The 19,007-nt window shown below is 62.2% G+C and carries 15 protein-coding genes; 4 read left to right on the forward strand and 11 right to left on the reverse strand.

The annotated features are described in order from the left end of the window. Positions 1-100 precede the first annotated feature (100 nt). The 4 genes from SD72_RS04390 to SD72_RS04400 all read right to left on the reverse strand — a co-directional run bounded on the left by SD72_RS04390 (position 101) and on the right by SD72_RS04400 (position 5,884). A complete protein-coding gene (locus SD72_RS04390; protein WP_042543237.1) occupies positions 101-1,705 on the reverse strand; it encodes an AMP-binding protein in 1,605 nt (534 codons plus the stop codon). A 931-nt stretch (positions 1,706-2,636) separates the two neighbouring features. Further along, complete coding sequence (locus SD72_RS04395) at positions 2,637-3,776, reverse strand: MFS transporter (RefSeq protein ID WP_198141856.1); 1,140 nt, start codon at positions 3,774-3,776, stop codon at positions 2,637-2,639. Further along, complete coding sequence (locus SD72_RS17895) at positions 3,665-4,012, reverse strand: hypothetical protein (RefSeq protein WP_198141874.1); 348 nt, start codon at positions 4,010-4,012, stop codon at positions 3,665-3,667. The genes SD72_RS04395 and SD72_RS17895 overlap by 112 nt, the downstream gene beginning before the upstream one ends. A 60-nt stretch (positions 4,013-4,072) precedes the next feature. Continuing rightward, the gene (locus SD72_RS04400; RefSeq protein WP_052492463.1) at positions 4,073-5,884 is read right to left on the reverse strand and encodes an AMP-binding protein; all 1,812 of its coding nucleotides are present in this window, start codon (positions 5,882-5,884) and stop codon (positions 4,073-4,075) included. A gap of 230 nt (positions 5,885-6,114) precedes the next feature. On the opposite strand from SD72_RS04400, the gene SD72_RS04410 reads away from it, so the two are divergent. Continuing rightward, on the forward strand, positions 6,115-6,435 hold the full coding sequence (locus SD72_RS04410; RefSeq protein ID WP_042543238.1) for a nucleotide pyrophosphohydrolase: 321 nt from the start codon (positions 6,115-6,117) through the stop codon (positions 6,433-6,435). Between the two features lie 86 nt (positions 6,436-6,521). Next, positions 6,522-8,255, forward strand: coding sequence for a DUF2075 domain-containing protein (locus SD72_RS04415; protein ID WP_052492464.1), 1,734 nt, complete (start codon positions 6,522-6,524; stop codon positions 8,253-8,255). 51 nt (positions 8,256-8,306) lie between these two features. Here SD72_RS04415 and SD72_RS04420 read toward each other — a convergent pair whose 3' ends face one another. Beyond that, positions 8,307-10,253: an acetoacetate--CoA ligase gene (locus SD72_RS04420; protein ID WP_042543239.1), complete on the reverse strand. Its 1,947-nt coding sequence runs from the start codon at positions 10,251-10,253 to the stop codon at positions 8,307-8,309. Beyond that, positions 10,253-11,629 carry an MFS transporter gene (locus SD72_RS04425; RefSeq protein WP_084766774.1) on the reverse strand — a complete coding sequence of 459 codons (1,377 nt, stop codon included), beginning with the start codon at positions 11,627-11,629 and terminating at the stop codon, positions 10,253-10,255. Before SD72_RS04425 ends, SD72_RS04420 begins: the two co-directional genes overlap by 1 nt. 512 nt (positions 11,630-12,141) lie before the next feature. On the opposite strand from SD72_RS04425, the gene SD72_RS04430 reads away from it, so the two are divergent. Continuing rightward, a complete protein-coding gene (locus tag SD72_RS04430; protein ID WP_198141858.1) occupies positions 12,142-13,113 on the forward strand; it encodes an ABC transporter ATP-binding protein in 972 nt (323 codons plus the stop codon). After that, a complete protein-coding gene (locus tag SD72_RS04435) occupies positions 13,110-13,922 on the forward strand; it encodes an ABC transporter permease subunit (RefSeq protein WP_042543240.1) in 813 nt (270 codons plus the stop codon). The genes SD72_RS04430 and SD72_RS04435 overlap by 4 nt, the downstream gene beginning before the upstream one ends. A gap of 9 nt (positions 13,923-13,931) precedes the next feature. Here the strand turns inward: SD72_RS04435 and SD72_RS04440 are convergent, their stop codons facing one another. The 5 genes from SD72_RS04440 to SD72_RS04460 all read right to left on the reverse strand — a co-directional run bounded on the left by SD72_RS04440 (position 13,932) and on the right by SD72_RS04460 (position 18,995). Continuing rightward, on the reverse strand, positions 13,932-15,077 hold the full coding sequence (locus SD72_RS04440; RefSeq protein ID WP_042543241.1) for a hypothetical protein: 1,146 nt from the start codon (positions 15,075-15,077) through the stop codon (positions 13,932-13,934). A 135-nt stretch (positions 15,078-15,212) separates the two neighbouring features. Further along, complete coding sequence (locus SD72_RS04445) at positions 15,213-16,076, reverse strand: ABC transporter permease (protein WP_052492467.1); 864 nt, start codon at positions 16,074-16,076, stop codon at positions 15,213-15,215. Next, positions 16,073-17,020 (reverse strand): ABC transporter permease, encoded by a 948-nt coding sequence (locus SD72_RS04450; protein ID WP_042543242.1) that lies wholly within the window; start codon positions 17,018-17,020, stop codon positions 16,073-16,075. Before SD72_RS04450 ends, SD72_RS04445 begins: the two co-directional genes overlap by 4 nt. Further along, on the reverse strand, positions 17,017-18,018 hold the full coding sequence (locus SD72_RS04455; protein ID WP_052492468.1) for an ABC transporter ATP-binding protein: 1,002 nt from the start codon (positions 18,016-18,018) through the stop codon (positions 17,017-17,019). Before SD72_RS04455 ends, SD72_RS04450 begins: the two co-directional genes overlap by 4 nt. Next, complete coding sequence (locus SD72_RS04460) at positions 18,015-18,995, reverse strand: ABC transporter ATP-binding protein (RefSeq protein WP_198141860.1); 981 nt, start codon at positions 18,993-18,995, stop codon at positions 18,015-18,017. Before SD72_RS04460 ends, SD72_RS04455 begins: the two co-directional genes overlap by 4 nt. Between the last annotated feature and the right edge of the window lie 12 nt (positions 18,996-19,007).

The raw sequence follows: 19,007 nt of genomic DNA on the forward strand, positions 1-19,007 counted from the left end.
GCCTGCGCAAGGGGGTCACCCCGGCGCCGTCGCCGTGCGTGCCAGCCTATGGGTATCACGCAGTCAAGTCCACCGTAACCCCGGCGAGGGGCACACACACTCACCGGGAGTCCAACATTGCCATCGAAAGTTCGCGCATCTCGACCTTGCGGACCTTTCCGGTGATGGTCATCGGGAACGAATCAGCGACGTGCACGTACTTCGGGATCTTGAAGTGCGCGAGCTTTCCCGTCGCGAATTCCCTGAGCGCTTCTGCGGTCAGGGAGTCCGCCCCGGGCCGCAACATCACCCACGCCATGAGCTCCTCTCCGAACCGATCGTCAGGTACGCCAATCACCTGCACGTCAGCGATGTCGGGGTGCCGGTAGAAGAACTCCTCGATCTCGCGAGGGTAGATGTTCTCACCGCCGCGAATCACGACGTCCTTGAGCCTGCCGACGACGGTCAGCCTGCCCTCACTGTCCATCGTGGCGATGTCGCCCGTGTGGATCCACCTGCCGGCATCGATCGTTTCCGCCGTCTGCTCACTATTGCCCCAGTAGCCAAGCATCACTGAGTAGCCGCGCGTGCACAGCTCCCCCGGCTCGCCGACGGGAACCACCTGACCGTGCTCGTCGATGATCTTCACTTCGAGGTGTGGCATCACCCGCCCAATGGTTTGCGTGCGGGCCGCGATGCCGTCGGTTGTCGAGGTCATCGTCGACACCGGCGACGTCTCCGTCATGCCGTAACAGATCGCCACCTCACTCATGTGCATCTCAGCAATGACCTCCTCCATGACCTCGACGGGGCAGGTGGAGCCGGCCATGATGCCGGTGCGCAGCGTGTCGAGATTGAAGCTCGAGAAATTGTCCAGTGCGAGCTCCGCGATGAACATCGTCGGCACGCCATACAGGGAGGTGCAGCGCTCCTGATCGACGGCCGCGAGTGTCTTTGCCGGGTCAAACACCGGAGCAGGGAGCACGATGCACGAACCGTGGCTGTGCGCGCCAAGGATGCCCATGACCATGCCGAAGCAGTGATAGAGCGGGACGGGAAGGCACACGCGATCCGCCGCCGTATACCCGAGCCCCTCACCGACGAAGAAGCCGTTGTTCAGAATGTTGTGGTGCGTGAGTGTTGCGCCCTTCGGGAAGCCCGTGGTGCCCGAGGTGTACTGGATGTTGATTGCTTCGTCGAAAGTGAGAGGAGGCACCTCCATATTCGGCGGGTTGCTCGCCGCATCGGCGATCGCCGCATCCCACCCCTCCGAACCGATGAACAACACATCAGAGAACCCGATCTCAGCGAGCATGCCGGCGTAGTCGCTCGTGCGGTACTCCACGGCGCTCACCATGAGCGAGATGCCCGACTGCTCAACCACATAGCGCAGCTCGTGGGTGCGATAGGCGGGGTTTACGTTTACGAGGATCGCCCCAAGCTTCGCCGTCGCGTACTGCGTAAACACCCACTCCGCACAGTTAGGCGACCAGATGCCCACCCTGTCGCCCTTTTTCACCCCGCGTTTCGTGAGCGCAGCCGCGAGCAACTCGCTCTCGTTTCGCAGCTCGGAAAACGTCCACCGTCTGCCAGTGAAGGCTTCGACGAGTGCTTCTTTGTCTGGGTACTGCTCCGTGATCTCATCGAGCATCTCGCCGAGGGTTTGCCCCTTCAGCGGTGTCGTGCTCGGTCCCGACGCGTACGATATCTGTGCTCCATTGCCCATAACCTCATGATCCTTGGGCCGCGAGCGGGCGGATACCCCCTTTCGCGGGTGAGTTTTGGCGGGCCCTAATCGAGTAGCGGGATCGCGCAACATCGCGGCCTGCGTCCCCCGGCAGGCAGCCGCGCTAGTTGGCTTCCGGGGCCGGCGTGAGTTCGCCCTAGCATCCGAAGTCTGACTCAGACTCGCACAAGCACATCGGCCTCGTACGAACATTGAGGCTTATCGCTGTTCCAGTGAATCGTGCCGGGCAAGCGCTGAATCATCTCAGCATTCTCGTCTTCGGTCTAGAGAACCAACAGGAAATCTGCAGGAGTGCCTTTCCACTGACAGCTCACCTCCGCGCTTGGTGACAGGTCTCCGCCTTCTACTTCTCTGGAGACGTACCCTCCGGAAAGGTTCCCACCCGATCCCAAGCCACCGTCGTCAACGAGCTCAGGGGAATCAGCGCATCAGGTTCGCACACCGCATCAAACCGCTCGATGAACGCGTCTTTCGAGACGACCGGGGGCCGGTCTTGCGCGGGCCTCGGCAGGCACCCGACCCGCCCCAGGGCGAGCGCGACGACAGCAAAGCTTGCCACGTATTAACTGGGCGAACGAAGTCTCACGAAGCTGTGATCCTGGACAATCCCGCGGGATCCTTTCCCGGAAGCGCCTTTGCGTCTTCGTCGACACCATATGCGGCGCCGATAGCAACCCGGTCTGACCTATCGAGAGACTTGCCGTCTGGTGCGATTTCACGCCCGCCCTCATGGTTATACAGGCCCAAGGCCTCGCGGGCACCGGGGTTCCTAGAGACTCCCGCGTGTGCATTAGTGAAATCTCTGGCCCAGTCATGACCGATATTTCGCCCGGATTGAGTCCTGGCTTCTTGCGGCGTCTCTGCGCGGATCGCCGCACGTGCGAGCGCGAGGCGATCCGCAACGCGTCAGCTACTTCGACCTAGCTACCTGTTCCTGTCCGCTGAGCGCACGTTCGCTCGCTTCCGAGGATCGGTCGAAATCAGACTGGCGGAGCACGAGAAGACCGATGATCGACAACAGCGCAGTCCCCAGAAAGAAGATGAGTGGAGCACTGATATTTCCGGTCGCAGCGATGAGCGCCGTAGCGATCATCGGTGCGCTACCGCCGAACACCGCTACCGGCAGGTTGTATGCCACCGCAATTCCTGTGGAACGGATATGCGTCGGGAGTAGCTCCGTCATCACCGCATACGGCGTGGAGGAGTACAGGCCAAAGAACAGCGCGACCGCAAGCAGCGGCGCGATGAACGTCGCAGGGTTGGCATCCCTGGCGGCGAGGAACATCCAAACGAGCGCCCCGGCGGCGAGCACGGCCATGACGAGCAGGAAAGGTTTTCGCCCGTATCGGTCGGTGAACATCCCCCCAAAGGGCATTACGACCGCTCCAAGTGTGCTCGCCACGAACACGAACAGGAGCGTCGTTCCCGAATCGAACTCAAGGGTGTTCGACATGTACGTCGAGGCGAAGGTGAGCACCAAATAGAACATGGATGCGAGGAGTGTGATGATGCAAAACACCAGCCCCATGGCCCGCTTCCAGCGCATCGCTTCACGTAGTGGCGCCTTCGAGGTCGTGCCGTGCGACAGGAGCTTTCGAAATTCGGGGCTGTCCTCAAGCTTCATCCTGATGTACAGCGCGATAAGTCCGAGCGGGCCAGCAATCAAGAACGGAATGCGCCAGCCCCCGTTCAGCATCGTTTCGTCTCCAAGCAGGTAGATGAGGCCGTTGGAGACCAAACCACCAAGCACCAAACCGCCGACAGCAGTGGCCATAAGCCAACTCGTCGAGTACCCGCGTCGCCCGGGCCCGGCGTACTCGGCAATGAAACTCGTGACCGTGCCGATTTCACCGCCGGCGGAGAACCCTTGGACGCACCTAATGAGCACGAGCAGTGCCGGTGCGACCCAACCGACGAGTTCTTCAGTGGGCAAGACACCTATTGCAAAGGTCGCACCCGCCATAAGCAACAACACGATGAGGAGCGTGCGCTTGCGCCCAACGCGGTCCGCGAGCGGCCCGAAAAACAGGCCCCCCCAGTGGCCGAACAAAAAAGCTCAGAAGCAAATACCGCGAAGCTGCTGAGCAAGCTCACCGCCGGGTTCTCACTGGCGAAGAACAGCTGGCCGATATAGATAGCAAGGAACCCATACACACCGTAGTCGTACCATTCGATCAGGTGCCCGGTAATAGCGCCGAGGAACGCTCGACGCCGGCCCAGCAGTTCCTCTCGTGTTGCGGTGTCGCTCATGGATGATTCGGTTGAATGTGGGGTGTTATCCACCATGTTGTCCGATCCTTTCGCCTGAGTGAGTGTGAACGGGGTGGCGCTCGAGATTCGCCGCCGCTACCCCCGACCGATGCTCGCGTCCAACCCTCGGGACGCCTGTGTCTTCGCTGATTTCAGCGTGTCCGCACGCCGGCGAGGCATATCCGTGATGCGGTGCCAGGCACGCGGCCGAGCTGCTGGTGCGAGGTGTTCTTCAGCCCACCTGGTGAGAAACACCCTGTCCAACCGGCCGGCACGGTTCGCCGGGGCGACAAACGCGACCGGCACCTGTTGCAGGGTCGGATGTGACCTCCCGACGACCACCACCTCGAGCACTCCGGGTGCTTGAGCGATGATCGCTGCGACCTCTACTACGTTCACTCGGTCACGGCCGACGTGAATGACCTCATTGACTCGCCCCGCGACGTGGAGCGTGCCGTCACGTCCGATCCTCCCGACGTCTCCGGTCAACAACCACTGCTGGCCGTTGATGATGACAAATCGTTCGGCAGTGGCGTGAGGCTCGTTGAGGTATCCGGTGAAGAGGTCAACGCCAGCCGTTCCTTGCACAGCAAAAAGCCCTTCCGCTTCCACACCCATGGGCTGGCGCGTACGTGGATTGAGCACTGCCACTTCTCGACCGGGCACCGGCACAGCGACAACACTTTGCCGCGGTTTTTGCGAGAGGTCGGCTGCCATCGGAACGACGCTTTCGAGCGAGCCGTGGATCACTCTCGGTTGCACGCCGACGAGCCTTGTGAATTCGGCATAGTGGTTGGGCCCGAGCTTTCCGGTGAACCAGACGTGCTGGAGTCGCACACGCTCAGCCGGTGCCGCTGACTTGGCGAGGATGAGGCGGATCGATGTTGCCGAGAGGCAGGCATGGGTTGCCGCGAACTCAGTCGCCTGACTCACCCATTCCCAAGCGCTCAATCTCCGAGTGAGTACGACACTTGCCCCAACCGCGATCGCAGGGGCAATACACGACGCCAACGGGTGTCCACGGAAGAGCGGTTCTGTTACAAGCCACCGATGCTGCGACTCCAGCCATACGACATCAGACATGGCAAACGCGCTGGAGACGTAGTTCGCCTGTGTGAGTTCGATGCCGCGCGCCTCTGCGCTCAAAGCCGACGAGAACACCAGGGTGAGCCGCTGGTTTGGCTTTGTCCTTTCGACACGTGGAGAGCTGCCATAGCTTGCGAGCGGAGCTCCAACGGCGATATCCGCAGCCGTCTCCGTTACTGGTATCGCTTGGAAGTCAAGCCCATCGATCGCCGCCTCGTAGGCGTCAGCCCGGGACTCTGCGTAGATTCCGACGCTTGCACCGGTGCGCCGAATCTGTGCTGAGAGCTCGTGGGGCTCGGAATGGGGATCCCCCAGCACGATCCACGCCCCCAGCCGCGCAGCAGCGAGCCACAGGGCGACAACGACTGGCGAATTCTCGAGGGCAACGTGCACGGCCGAGTCCGGACGAACACCAGCTGCGGCGAGCGCGCCGGCGATCCTGCGGACAGCATCATCGAACGCAGCGTACGTCCACTCCGCAGTCTCGTCGTCTTCATCACGGAACACGAGGAAACGGCGAGGGCCGTGAGCCATGACTGCGGCCTGCCACAGCGCGTGGAACGTTGGAGTAGCCGAGCGTGCGAGTGCGTCTTTCGAGTCCGGACGGTTCTGCAGGAGATCCGCCAGCGGCACGTCTAGCGCGTTCGCAATTCTTCCGAGCGTCACAATGCGTGGCGAGACGCGTCCGGCTTCAATCTGAATGATGGTCTTGCGGTGTACGCCCGCGGAATCTGCAAGCTCATCGATGGTCAATGCGAGGCCTCTGCGCAGTCGAGCAACCGCTACGCCGAGCGAAATGAGATCCGCGTCTAGGGTGACCATTCCCCTACGATGCCCTACGGCACCGACATGCACAGTAGCGTAAAAGCGCCGAAGTGCAGCGACCCCGTTCGAGCTCGCTCAAGCCACCAGTGATCGGGATCTGAATCGCCGAGCCATGACCTGAGTCGCACGAGCTGCGGCGACGAATTGGCCACACTGTTGCCGGCTACAAGGCTTGGTCCCTCGGATGACGCAGTCATGTCCGGCCCTCTCGCTGGTAGCTTGGGACCATGCAAGACGAGAATATTCGCGATACTCTTCGAAGCTTTGTCGCCGAACGCGAGTGGGATCAATTCCACACGCAAGCAAATCTTGCCAAGAGCGTGAGCATCGAGGCAGCTGAGCTACTCGAGTGTTTCCAGTGGTCTGATAACGCCGAAGTGGAGCGTGTTGAGGAAGAACTCGCGGACGTCCTCACATACGCGTTCCTACTCGCTGACAAACTCGGCACAACGCCTGAAGCGTTGATCCGCAAGAAGCTGGCAACCACGATCAGTAAGTACCCCGCCGAACTAGCCAGAGGTCGCAGTACCAAATACGACAGGCTCTGAACCGAGCCTCTCGTATCTCTTCACAGGCGAGTCGAGAAGCAAGCATCACCGATTCACCACCGTGCCAAGCTGATGGAGTAACAACAATGGCGAACTTCGAGATCGTGAGTTTCCCGTTCACTTCGGGCGGGTTCCCCCGGGACTCGGTTGCGCTCAACGACTGGCCCGTCGTATATGTGCTCACCGGGAAGCGTCACGCATACGTTGGCGAATCGCACAGAGCGATGAGCCGTATGGCGCAGCACTTTCAAATTCAAGACCGTCGAGAGAAGCTTCGGGTTGCTCGTGTGATCATCGACACGGAATTCAACAAGTCCGCCTGCCATGACCTTGAAGCGTTTCTCATTAAGTACATAGACGGTGACGAACAATTCACCCTTCTGAACTTGAACGCTGGCCAGACAAGTTACAACTATTTCAATCGGGATCATTACCGCTCATCCCACGAGGCAATTTTTGAGGCGCTCCAGCAAGCGGGGCTATTCAGCGGATCAATCCGAGAGATTGAAAACTCCGACCTCTTCAAGTTTTCTCCGTATAAGCAGCTGACCGATGTCCAAACGGCCACGGTCGCCAATGTCGCCGAAGGCCTCCTCGCAGACCTTGGTGCGGGGAAGCCGTCGCTCTCCGTCATTGAGGGAGCTCCGGGGACGGGCAAGACCGTGGTGGTCATCACCCTCATGAAACTGCTCAGAGACATCCAGTCCGTGGTGGAAGGCGGCGAAGTCCTCGAAGAAGACATCGATGGGCCATATGGAGATCTTTTTCTTTCGGGTTTTCGGGAAGCGCTCGCGCATCGACGCATAGGTTTCGTCGTACCCCAGCAGGCCTTGCGCAAGACGCTCGCTGGGGTGTTTCGACGAAGCCCAGCGTTACGAGGAGTGGAAATCCTGACACCGTGGGACGTTGGGAAGTCCGATGCACGCTGGGACCTACTTATCGTCGATGAAGCTCACCGGCTAAGCCAGTACGCTGCCCAATCCTTCGGCGGACTAGTCGCGGATTTCCGCGACATCACGACACGGCTGTTCGGAGCGTTTGACCCAGATTTGACCCAGCTCGACTGGATCCGCAAACAAAGCGACCATCAGATCGTCATCATCGACGGTGGCCAGTCGGTACTGCCAGCAGACTTGCCGTCGGCCTCGATAGCTCAACTCAGTGCAGAAGCCGCCACGGCATCTCGACGGTACCGCCTCGAATCACAACTGAGAGTTCTCGCCGGCGGCGATTACGTAGAGTACATCCGCGACGCGGTGAGTGGAGTACTCGAGCACCCCCGCGAGTTTGAAGGATACGACCTTCGTTTCTACGACGACCCCTCGACAATGCACGCCGCGATCCGACAACAAAATGAGAAGCTTGGGCTGTCGCGGATGCTGGCAGGCTTCGCTTGGCCGCATCTAAGCAAGCGAGCAACGGACTCCCACATCGACGACATCACGATCGGTGATTTCAGCATTCAGTGGAACCGAAAAATGAAGGACTGGGTCAACTCCTCGGACTCGATAAACGAGGCCGGGTCGATCTACACCATTCAGGGCTACGACCTGAATGTGGCTGGGGTCATCATCGGCCCTGACCTCACGTACCGCGACGGCAAGGTCCTTTTGGACTCAGCAAACTATTTCGATCCTCGAGGCAACCAACGTAACAACAACCTACGAAAGATCACGTACACGGACGCTGACATCCAAAGGTTTGTCGAGAACATCTACACCGTGCTACTCACTCGAGGCATTCGGGGAACATACATCCACGTGGTTGACCCAGCGCTTCGGGAGTACCTCCGGCCTTTCTTCCCTCCTGCCAACGTATAGGAGTCGAGGCCATCCACCAGCTTCGGCTTGCGGTCAGTCATGAATGGATGATTAACCCCCATCCTCTCTGAAACGCGCGAACCATCGGAGCGCGTCGGGTTGATCGGTGACTTCGAGGGCACCGAGCGCTTCGAGATCCGCACCGAGGAGCAGCCGTTTGACCGGCACCTCCATGCGCTTCCCAGTGCGCGTGCGCGGCACTGCGGGAGCAACGATGACGTCGTCGGGCACGTAGTGCTTCGAGGCGTGCGCACCAATGGCACGGACGATGGAGCCGGGTGAGCGCGCCGCGTCCCACTGCTCCGATGGGACGACGAAGAGCGGCATCCAGTACCCACCATCGGGCAGGTCTATTCCAACGACGATCGAGTCGCGGACGTCGGGCAGCACATCGACAGCTTCGTAAATCTCCGCGCTGCCGATGCGAATGCCTCGCCGGTTGAGAGTCGCGTCGGATCGCCCGTGGATGATCACGGTGCCACGCGAGGTCACCGTGATCCAGTCTCCCTGGCGCCAGACGCCTGGGAATGCCGAGTAGTACGTCTCCAAGTACCGAGACCCTGTGTCGTCTCCCCAGAGCTGAACCGGCATCGACGGCATCGGCCGCGTGATGATCATTTCACCCTCAGTGTCCGTGATGGACTCCCCTCCCTCGCTCCAGGCTTCAAGCGCGACACCAAGGGCGGGGGCTGATATCTCGCCGTCCCACACAGGGGTAATCGGGTTGCCGCACACAAACGCTCCCACTATGTCTGTCCCTCCACTGGTGGAGAACACCGGCATTCGCGGACCGAATTGTGAGCGCACCCACTCGTTTGCTTCAGACGGCAATGGCGATCCTGTGCTCGCAATTTGTCGTAGCGCTCCGCACCGGGGCAGTTCCAGGCCACCGCCGCCGGTTGCGAGGAGGTGCGCTGGGCTCGTGCCGAAGAGCCTTACACGGTGCCGATCTACGACTTCCCAAAGCCTCGCCGTGTCTGGGTAAAGCGGATCGCCGACGTAGAGGACAATGGTCGCTCCGAGTAGCAGCCCCGACACCTGGATGTTCCACATCACCCAGTTGGGCGTCGTGTACCAGAAGAACACTTCGCCAGGCCCCAAGTCGAAGTGCAGCCCCAACGATTTGAGTTGCTCAACGACGACGCCACCATGCCCGTGCACGATGCCCTTCGGTTTGCCTGTAGTGCCGGAGGTGAAGAGCACCCACAACGGGTGGTCGAACGCAACAGGTACGGGAACGAAGTCTCCCGCACCTCCGGCGGCGAGCGCGTCTCCCCACTCGACGGCATCGAGTACTTCGTAATTGGTGCCGAGCGTCGGAACCACGATTGTGTGTTCGACACTTGCAAGGCGCGAGCGCAGCTGCGCGCATTCAGCATTGCGATCAAAGACCTTTCCCCTGAAGGCGTACCCAGTGCCGACAATGAGTACCTTCGCCTCGAGCTGCCCGAGCCGGTTGGCGGCAGCCACGGCGCTGTAGTCCATCCCTGCCTGCGACCAGACGGCGCCCAGACTAGCTGCCGCGAATAGCGAAACCACGCCCTCGTAACAGTTGGGAAGGTAACCGACTACACGATCGCCTTTCTCAACCCCGGCTCCCCGCAGGTATCGTGCGAGGGCACCGACATCGCTTCGGAGTTCGCGGTATGTGTGGCTCGTCACACGGCCCGCCTCGGTTTCAACGATGACCGCCGCGGCGGCATCTTCGCCATAGTTCAATCGATCCGCGTAGTTGAGTGTTGCTCCGGGGAACCACTCGGCACGGTGCATGGTCTCACCATGGATCACGGCGGCTGGTTCCGAAGCGAAGGTGACCTCGAAATACTCGACAACAGCACCCCAGAATTCCTCGAGATGATCGACCGACCATTCTTGTAGGGCGTGATAGTCCCCCCTCGCAGAGATACTCAGACCTCGGTTCGCCACGAGCCACCTCGTGAAATCCATTAACCGAGACGCTTCGGTGTCGGCCTTGTTAGGGGCCCATTGCGGGCGCATTATGCTTCTCCCTCGGTCGGGACGGGGCCGGTGAGCACACGTTCGCTCTCCTTCGCACTCCGCTCGAAGTCAGAGTTCCGAAGCAGGGCAAGACCCGCCGCCGCGACAACGGCAGTTCCTGCGAAGAAGTACATTGGCGACGTAATATCTCCGGTTGCTGCGATCAGCGCGGTCGCAATCATCGGGGCGGTTCCTCCGAAAAGTGCAATGGGAAGGTTAAACGCGATGGCGATTCCGGTCGAGCGGATATGGGTTGGCAAAAGGTCAGTCATGAGTGCGAATGTAGACGACACGTAGCAGCCGAACAGCAACGCAATGGCGAGGATCGGTCCAATGAACGTGGCCGGTGTCGCCCCCTCTGCGGCTAGGAAGAACCAAAGAAATGCGCCAATACTCAAGATCGCAACGGTAAGCATGAAAGGCTTCCTTCCGAACCGGTCCGTGATCATTCCCCCGAAGGGCATGACAGCGGCGGCCAGCGTGCCTGATCCGAACACGAAGAGCAGCACAGTCCCCGATTCAAACTCGAGCGTGTTCGACATGAACGTTGACGAGAACGTGAGTAACAGGTAGAACGCCGATGCGTGCAGCGCGATGGCGGCGAACACGAGCGCGAGCGCCCGTTTCCACTGCATCACCTCACGCAACGGGACTTTCGAGGTTGTACCGCGAGCGACAAGCTGGAGAAATTCCGGAGTGTCTTCAAGCTTCATCCTGATGTAGAGGGCTATCAAGCCGAGTGGGCCCGCCACCAAGAACGGGATTCGCCACCCACCGTTCTGCATTGCCTCGGAGCCCATGAGGAAGATCAGTCCGTTCGACACGAGTCCACCGAGGATGAGGCCCATCACCCCGGTGACCATCAGCCAGCTCGTGGAGAGACCGCGTCGCTTCGGCCCGGAGTACTCGGCGATAAATGCGGCTACAGTGCCCACCTCCCCTCCCGCAGAAAACCCTTGGAGGCAGCGTACGAGCACCAGTAGCAGCGGGGCCAACCAGCCGATGCTTTCGCTGGTCGGAAGAATTCCAATGGCGAACGTCGATCCCGCCATCAGGATGAGCACGAGCAGTAGCGAGCGTTTGCGCCCGAACCGATCCGAGAAGGGACCAAAGAAAAGGCCGCCCAGTGGGCGCACGAAGAAGCTCAGTGCGAATACGGCGAAACTGCTGATGAGGTTCACAACCGGGCTTTCGCTGGCGAAGAATGCTTGCCCGATAAACACCGCTACGAAACCGTAAACTCCGTAGTCGTACCATTCGATAAGGTGACCGGTGACAGCTCCAAGAAAGGCGCGACGTTTGGCCCGTTGTTTAGGGCCGTTGTTTTTCGCTGAAGTTGCGGCCTGCGGATCCAGATGCAGTTCGTCGGAATTCATGACTCTCATTTCTGTGGTGAATGGAACATTTCAAACCGGCCGACCTAGCGCCACTCGTGCACGGAAACTCACTGTTGGCGAGCCACCGTCTCCGGCTGCCATGCCCCAACCATGCACCAGGCTGGAGGCGTTCGCAGTAGCGCAAAAGCGCCTATGTAGTGTGCTGACATCCGCCGATGAGAACTTGGCACCGCGGTTCCTTACACGCGCCGAAACCTCACCACTGGTTCAGGGCCTTGGGCTGGCACCCAGCTGAATCGGGAACATGGACCGCCCATCGCCTCCTTAGTCGAGCACGAGAGACCCACTTGGACGGTTGGGGTCGCAATGATGGTTTCGGCCGGCTTTACGAACGCTTCCAACCTCGGCTCGCTCGACGAGGCGGCGGAAGTGACAGGGATCGCGATCGTCAGGTAGTCCCCGGCAAAACCGCGGAACGGCAACGTGCGCGTGGAGGGCACCAGGCCACCAGCCCGTTGACACGCCTTCCACCCGCGTCGTACGGTGAACGCGTGTCACATAGCAATTCCCAAGCCGCGGTGGCGGCCACCGGGCTGTCAAAGCGTTTCGGCGAGTTCGAGGCCGTCTCCGACGTGAGCTTCGAGGTGCGCCGCGGCCGTGCCTTCGGGCTGCTCGGGCCGAACGGATCAGGCAAGACGACGATCGTGCGGCTGCTCAACGGCCTGCTCTCACCGAGCGAGGGCAGCGTCGCGCTCTTCGGGGAGGCGCTCACCCCCGCATCCGGCGACAGGCTGCGGGCCAGGATCGGCGTGCAGACCGACACGAACCTCTACGAAACGCTCACCGTTCACGAGAACCTCAAGATCTGGGGCGAGCTCTACGGAGTACCGGCCTCGCGGCTTTCCGGGCGGATCACCGAGCTGCTCGACGTCCTCGGCCTCGCCGATCGCGCGAACTCGCTTGCGGGCACCCTCAGCAAGGGCATGCGGCAGAAGGTCGCGGTCGGGCGCGCGATCATCCACGAGCCTGAACTTCTGTTTCTCGACGAGCCGACGGCGGGCCTCGATCCCGAGGCTTCGCTCGAACTCATCGAGTATTTGCAGCAGATGATCGCGTCGCTCCAGACCACGCTCGTGATCTGTACGCACCAGCTTCACGGACTCGAGGATCTCTGCGAAGACGCCGGCTTCCTTATGCGCGGCGAGATGGTCGCCCGCGGGTCAATCGCAGGGATGATCGCTGAGCGTTGGCCGGGCCGCCGCGTCGCCGTTACCCTCGGCGAGGCGGGCCTGACCGGGGCGCCAGCCGCGGCACTCGTGGCGGGCGCGGTGCCAGGGGCCGGTGCGTCGGTCTCCCCCGGCGGCTCACTCGACCTCGAACTCGCCGACGACACAGCCGTCGAGGCCGCTGTCGCGGGGCTCGCCGCTGGCGGGGCGGCGATCCGCGCCGTCGTGCCAGTAACGCACACGCTCGGCGACCTCTACTTCGATGTCATCCAGTCCCACCGGGAGCAGACGCAATGAACGGCCGCAGAGTCCTCACTATCGCGCGCAAGGACCTCAGTGAGGTGCTCCGCAACAAGCAGGCACTCGCTCCGCTCCTCGTCGTTCCCATCATCTTCGCCGTCGTGTTTCCCGCAGCGATTGCGCTGCTCGGCAGAAGCTCCGTGCTCACGGCCTCGGTCAACGGTCTCGATGCCTTTCTTGACAACATTCCAGCGGGCGTGCTCCCTCCCGATCTCGATACGGGAGGGATCGTCGTGTACGCGGCGCTCACCTACTTCTTGGCACCGCTGTTCCTGATGATCCCGATCATGGTTGCCTCGGTGATCGGCAGTTCAAGTTTCGTTGGCGAGAAGGAGCGGCGCACTCTTGAGGGCCTGTTATACACCCCGGTCACGAACCGTGAGCTCGTGCTCGGCAAGGTGTTCGCGGCGCTCGTCCCCGCGATCGTCGTCACCTGGGGATCGTTCGTCATCTACGCGATCATCGCGAATGTGCTCGGAAACCCCGTCGTTGGAAGGGCTTTCTTCCCAAACGTGACCTGGCTCATCCTCGTGTTCTTGCTCGTGCCGCTCGTCGCGTTCCTCGCGATCACGCTCATCGTTGCGGTATCGGGGAGGTCATCGACGGTGCAGGGCGCGCAGGGTGTTTCCGTGCTCGTGCTGCTCCCGGTGCTCGCGCTCGTGGTGGGTCAGGCCACCGGGCTGATGCTGTTCGACGCGTCGGTTGCTCTCATCGCCGCCGGAGTCATCGCCATCGTCGACGTCGCCGTGTTTCTCGCTGTCGCAAAAACGTTCCAGCGCGAGCGGCTCATCACGAAGCTCACCTAGCGCGACCCGCTACTTCGCGACCCGCCACGCCGGGGCCCACAGCGCGGGATCTAGCTCCCACCGCACGGGGTCGCCGACGTAGCGAACCCGATCGCTCAGCCAGTAGGTCTCGTCGGCGTCCCAACCAGCGATCATCGATGCCCGCTCGTCGTCGAGGTCGATCACGGCTCCTGCCACCGAGAGGTACGCACCGATCTGCAGGTGCACGCCGTCGAACCGCTCGGCGACCGCTGCCCAGTCTGGGATCACCCAGGCACCGTCGCGCCCGGTCGTCATCGCCCAGTTGCGCCTGACGCTTTCGGTCACGTCAAGCGGGTATGTGCGGCAGAGCTCAGCCCAGGCCTCGGCCGAGTCGATCTCGTAGACGTGGAGGCCCTCTGGTATGTCGAGGCGCTGCACTCGCGCCTCCCCCAGCTTGAAGCCGTCCTCGTACGCGTATAGCTTCAGCGGCGCGCCGTCCGCCGCCGCACGGGTCGACGCGGGCACGACGCTTGGCGGCTTCGACGCCCATTCGCTCAGCGATGCATCAGCGGGGTCGGCCGGGCGACAGGGGCGCTCGCGCGCCTCGTCCGCCGCGAGCAGCCTCATCGCCGCAGTCAGAGCCGAACGCGAGGCGTCGAGCGGCTTGGGAAACGGCTCGTCCTGCCACTGGACCGCCCACTGTGCCCGGTCATCGAGCGGCGCGCACCACTGATCGATGAGCCCGGACGACGTGACCGCATCGGCGAATCTGCGCAGCTCCGCGGCCGCCGCTGGCGTCGCCGCGAGCGCCTCCTCGGCGAAGGGAGCATCCCAGTGCACCGCGTAGCGGGCCGCATCCCCGAGCGCCGTGCGCAGCAGTTCCTCGCCGAGTTCGCCGATCTGCACGCGTCGCAACAGTTTCGCTACGCGAGGCAGGCTGACGCGGGGAACGGCCGCTCGGCCCCCACCGCCCGAAGAACCGATTGTCGTGGTGAGCGGCACCGGGCTCAGGGCTGGGTCGAGGTGCCACGCGGCGTGGTGCACCGCCTGGCGGAGGCTCTTGTCGCGCGCTGCACCTTCTCCCCTCGCGTCGAGCGCAATGGCGAGCTCAAGCAGCATGCGGCGCCCACGAGGCCCCGCGAGCAACGCCTCACCGCGTGCGGCACGTGCGGTCGGATCGCTAGGGGTAGCCATTCCCAGAGCCTAGCGATGCGGGTGGGCCGCCGCTAGCGTCTCCAGGCACGAGCCCCTCGCTGCCGACCTCGCCGGACCGCCCTCGCACCTTGCCGGTCTCGCCTGAGCTGCGCCATCGCACGAGGCTCCGGCCCATCATCGCCGCTTGGGATCAAGTAAGCGCTGAATCTCGTCACTCAGCACGTTGAAGGCGAACACCGTAGCTGCGATGGCGAGGCCAGGCACAAACACTTGCAGTGGAGCCTGGTCAATGAACAGGTAGGCGCGGGAGAGCACAGCGCCCCAAGACGCGGTTGGCGGCTGCACTCCGAGGGCAAGGAAGCTCAGACTTGCCTCCGCGATGAGCGCGAACCCCATGAGCACCGCGACCTGAACGAGGACCGGCTGAATGATGTTCGGCAGCACGTGCGGCAAGATCATGCGCCGCAGGCCTTTGGCCCCAAAGGACCTCGCCGCCTCGATATAGGTCTCCGACCGGATCGACATCGTTTGGGCTCGCGCGAGCCTGATGATCACCGGGGCAAGGACCACGCCAACCGCGGTCATCGCAGTCGTAATGTTCGGCCCGAGTGTCGCTGTGATGCCAATTGCGAGCACAATCGCGGGAAACGACATCACCGCGTCGACCACACGCACCGTCACAAGGTCGAACCATCCGCCGAGCCAGCCAGCAGCGACGCCAAGCGGTAGACCAACGGTGACGGCGATGGCCACGGCCTGCGCAGCGGCGATCACGGAAACCCTGGTACCGAAGAGCATGCGGCTGAAGATATCTCTACCGAGGTCGTCAGTGCCGAGCAGGTGCTCCGCACTTACTGGGAGGAGGAGCGCTCCAAGGTCCTGCGCGTTGGGGTCGGCGGGTGCGAGGAGTTCCGCGAATGCAACCGCAATGACAACGAGCCCAACGATCACCCAGCTCACCCAGATCACGAGACGGCCGGGCTTACGTCGCGAGGTCATCGGCGAGCGCTTGCCTGGGAGCGTGAGCACTGCGGTCATGATTTGATCCTTGGGTCCAGGAGACGATACGAGACTTCGACGAGCACGTTGGTGATGAGGATGATCATGGCGGCGACGAAGACCACCGCCTGGATCACCCCGTACTCGCGCTGATTCGTTGCGGAGACAGCGAGCGAGCCAATGCCGGACAACCCGAAGACCGCCTCAATGACGACTGCTCCGCTGATGAGCCGCGACACCTGAATGCCGATGATCGTGGCAAACGGGAGGCTCGCGTTGCGGAGAGCGTGCTTCCACACAATCGTGCGCTGCGGTAGGCCTTTCGCCTGGTGGGTGCGAATGTAGTCACTCGACAGGCTCTCAATCATGGCGCTCCGTACCTGGCGCGCGATCTCAGCGGCGCCAACGAGTCCGAGCGCGATCGATGGCAGCACGAGGCCCTGGAGCGCTTGTGAGGGATTGTCTGCAAGGCTCGCTCCTCCCGGGCCTGGCAGCCACTTCAGCGTTAGCGCGAAGAGTGATATCAGCATCATGCCGAGCCAGAAACTCGGAATCGCGATACCGAAGGTGGCGGATGTCGTGAGGAGGCGGTCAAAGGTCGTGTCAACCCTTTGCGCTGCGAATACTCCCGCTGGAAGTCCGATGAGGATCGCAAACATGAGCGCGAAGAACGCGAGCAGCCCGGTGAGAGGGAGCCGCTGCGCGATGAGCTGGGCGATGGGTTCGCCGGACTGGAACGTGGTGCCCATATCCCCAGTGAGCGCTCCGCCGATCCACGAGAGATACTGCGAGTACCATGGCTGGTCGAGGTTCAAATCTGCCCTGATTCTCGCAAGGTTCTCTGGAGTGGCATACTCGCCAGCGATAGCGATGGCAGGATCGCCAGGGATGAGCCGCTGCAGCAGGAACACGATCAGCGTCGCGAGGATCAGTGTTGGGACGGCGGCAAGCACGCTGCTTCCGACGACGCGGAGAATCTTCATCGGTCCCCCCGCCAGCTTCCTGCCGCTGCCGCCGGGCCGTAGAGGTCCTCAACTCGGAAGCAGGCTGAGCGGTGGTGCTCACCCACTGCACGCAGCTCTGGCGGCGCTTTCGTGCACGCATCGGTCGCATAGCTGCACCTGCTGCTGAAGCGACAGCCAGGCGGCGGGTTGAGCGGGCTTGGGATGTCACCGCTGAGCACAATCCGGCGTGCGGCAGAGTCGCCCTGCACCATCGGCTGGGCGGATAGCAGGGCCTCACTGTACGGATGCATGCTCTGATCCATCAGCGTCTCGGTCGGGGCCTCCTCGACGATATTGCCCAGGTACATCACGCACATCCGGTCCGCGACATGGCTCACGACGCTGAGATCGTGGCTGATAAACAGCAGCGTGAGCTCGTACTCCTGCTTCAAGGCACTCAACAGGTTGAGAATTTCGGCCTGCAGCGCAACATCGAGCGCCGCGACAGACTCATCGCAAATGAGCACCTGCGGGTTTGTCACGAGGGCACGTGCAATATTCGCGCGCTGCTTTTGACCCCCACTCATTTGATGGGGGTAGCGGCCAAAGAACTGCGACCCGAGCCCCACGTCGTCGAGCGCTTTTACCGCGAGCTCCTCACGTTCCTTTGCCTTGCCGCGACTCATGACGTCGAGTGGCTCACGGACACTGCGAAGGATCGTCCTTCGCGGGTCGAGCGCGTTATGCGGGTCTTGGAACACCATCTGGATTGCCTCAGTGAATGCCCGTTTTTCCCGCCCGCGGAACGTCGCGACGTCTTGTCCACGCCACTTCACTTGCCCGCTGCTCACCGGCGCGAGCCCGACCGCCGCTCGCGCGACCGTAGATTTTCCCGACCCGCTCTCGCCTATCAGGCCGAGCGTCTCGCCCTCGTACAGGTGCAAGCTCACGTTGTCGACGGCGGTCACGCGTTTGCGGAGGCTTATCGGAAAGCGAACGGAGAGCGACTCAAGCGAGAGCAGTGGCACGGTACTCACGAGGCAGCTCCCGCGAGCTCGATGTCGGCAGCTCGAGCGCAGCGAACCACCCGAGAACTGGAATACGGGGCGAGCGCGAGCGGAGCATCGCAGATGTCCTCGCGAAATGCGCAACGCGCCGCGAACATGCACCCGGCCGAGTGTTCGCTGGGTGACGGCACCCTTCCGGGGATGGTGACCAGCGGCTCGCCCCGCCTTTCCAGCGAGGGAAGCGCGGCGAGCAACCCCGCGGTGTAGGGGTGAGCCGGACCGTCAAGCACCTCCCGTACCGGGCCGCTCTCGACGATGCGGCCAGCGTACATCGTGATCATCCGGTCGCAGGTTTCAGCAACAACCCCGAGGTCATGTGTCACGAAGAGCACCCCCATTCCTCGATCCACCGCCAATCCGCGGATGAGTTCGAGCAGCTGCGCTTGAATGGTGACGTCGACGGCGGTCGTCGGTTCGTCGGCGATGAGCAGCTTCGGGGCACACGCCAACGCGATCGCAATGACTACGCGCTGACGCATGCCACCAGAGAGTTCGTGCGGATATGCCCGCATTCGAGCCTTTGGGTCGGGGATACCAACGGCGTCCAGGAGTTCGCGGGCCGCAGCCTCGGCAGCGCGCCGGCTCAGGTGTTGCCGCAGCCGCAGCGTCTCTACGAGCTGACTGCCGACCGTGAACACAGGATCGAGCGCCGTCATTGGCTCCTGGAAGATCATTGCGATGGGCAACTCGGCGTTGCGTTTGCGCCGCCCGCTCCCGTCGAGCACGGCGACCCCGTCGAGCGTCACCGTACCCGACACCTGGGAGTCACGAGGGTCGAGGAGCCCCATGAGCGCGAGAGAGGTGACGGTTTTCCCGCTCCCGCTCTCGCCCACAAGGCCGACTATCTCTCCGAGCTCGATGGAAAAGCTGACATCGTTTAGCGCCTGGACCTGCTCGCCCTGCTGACCGAAACGGACTTCCAGGTCTGAAACCTCTAGCAACGCCACGTTCAACTTCCT

The sequence above is a fragment of the Leucobacter komagatae genome, assembly GCF_000834055.1.
In the GTDB taxonomy this organism is placed as follows: Bacteria; Actinomycetota; Actinomycetes; order Actinomycetales; family Microbacteriaceae; genus Leucobacter; species Leucobacter komagatae_A.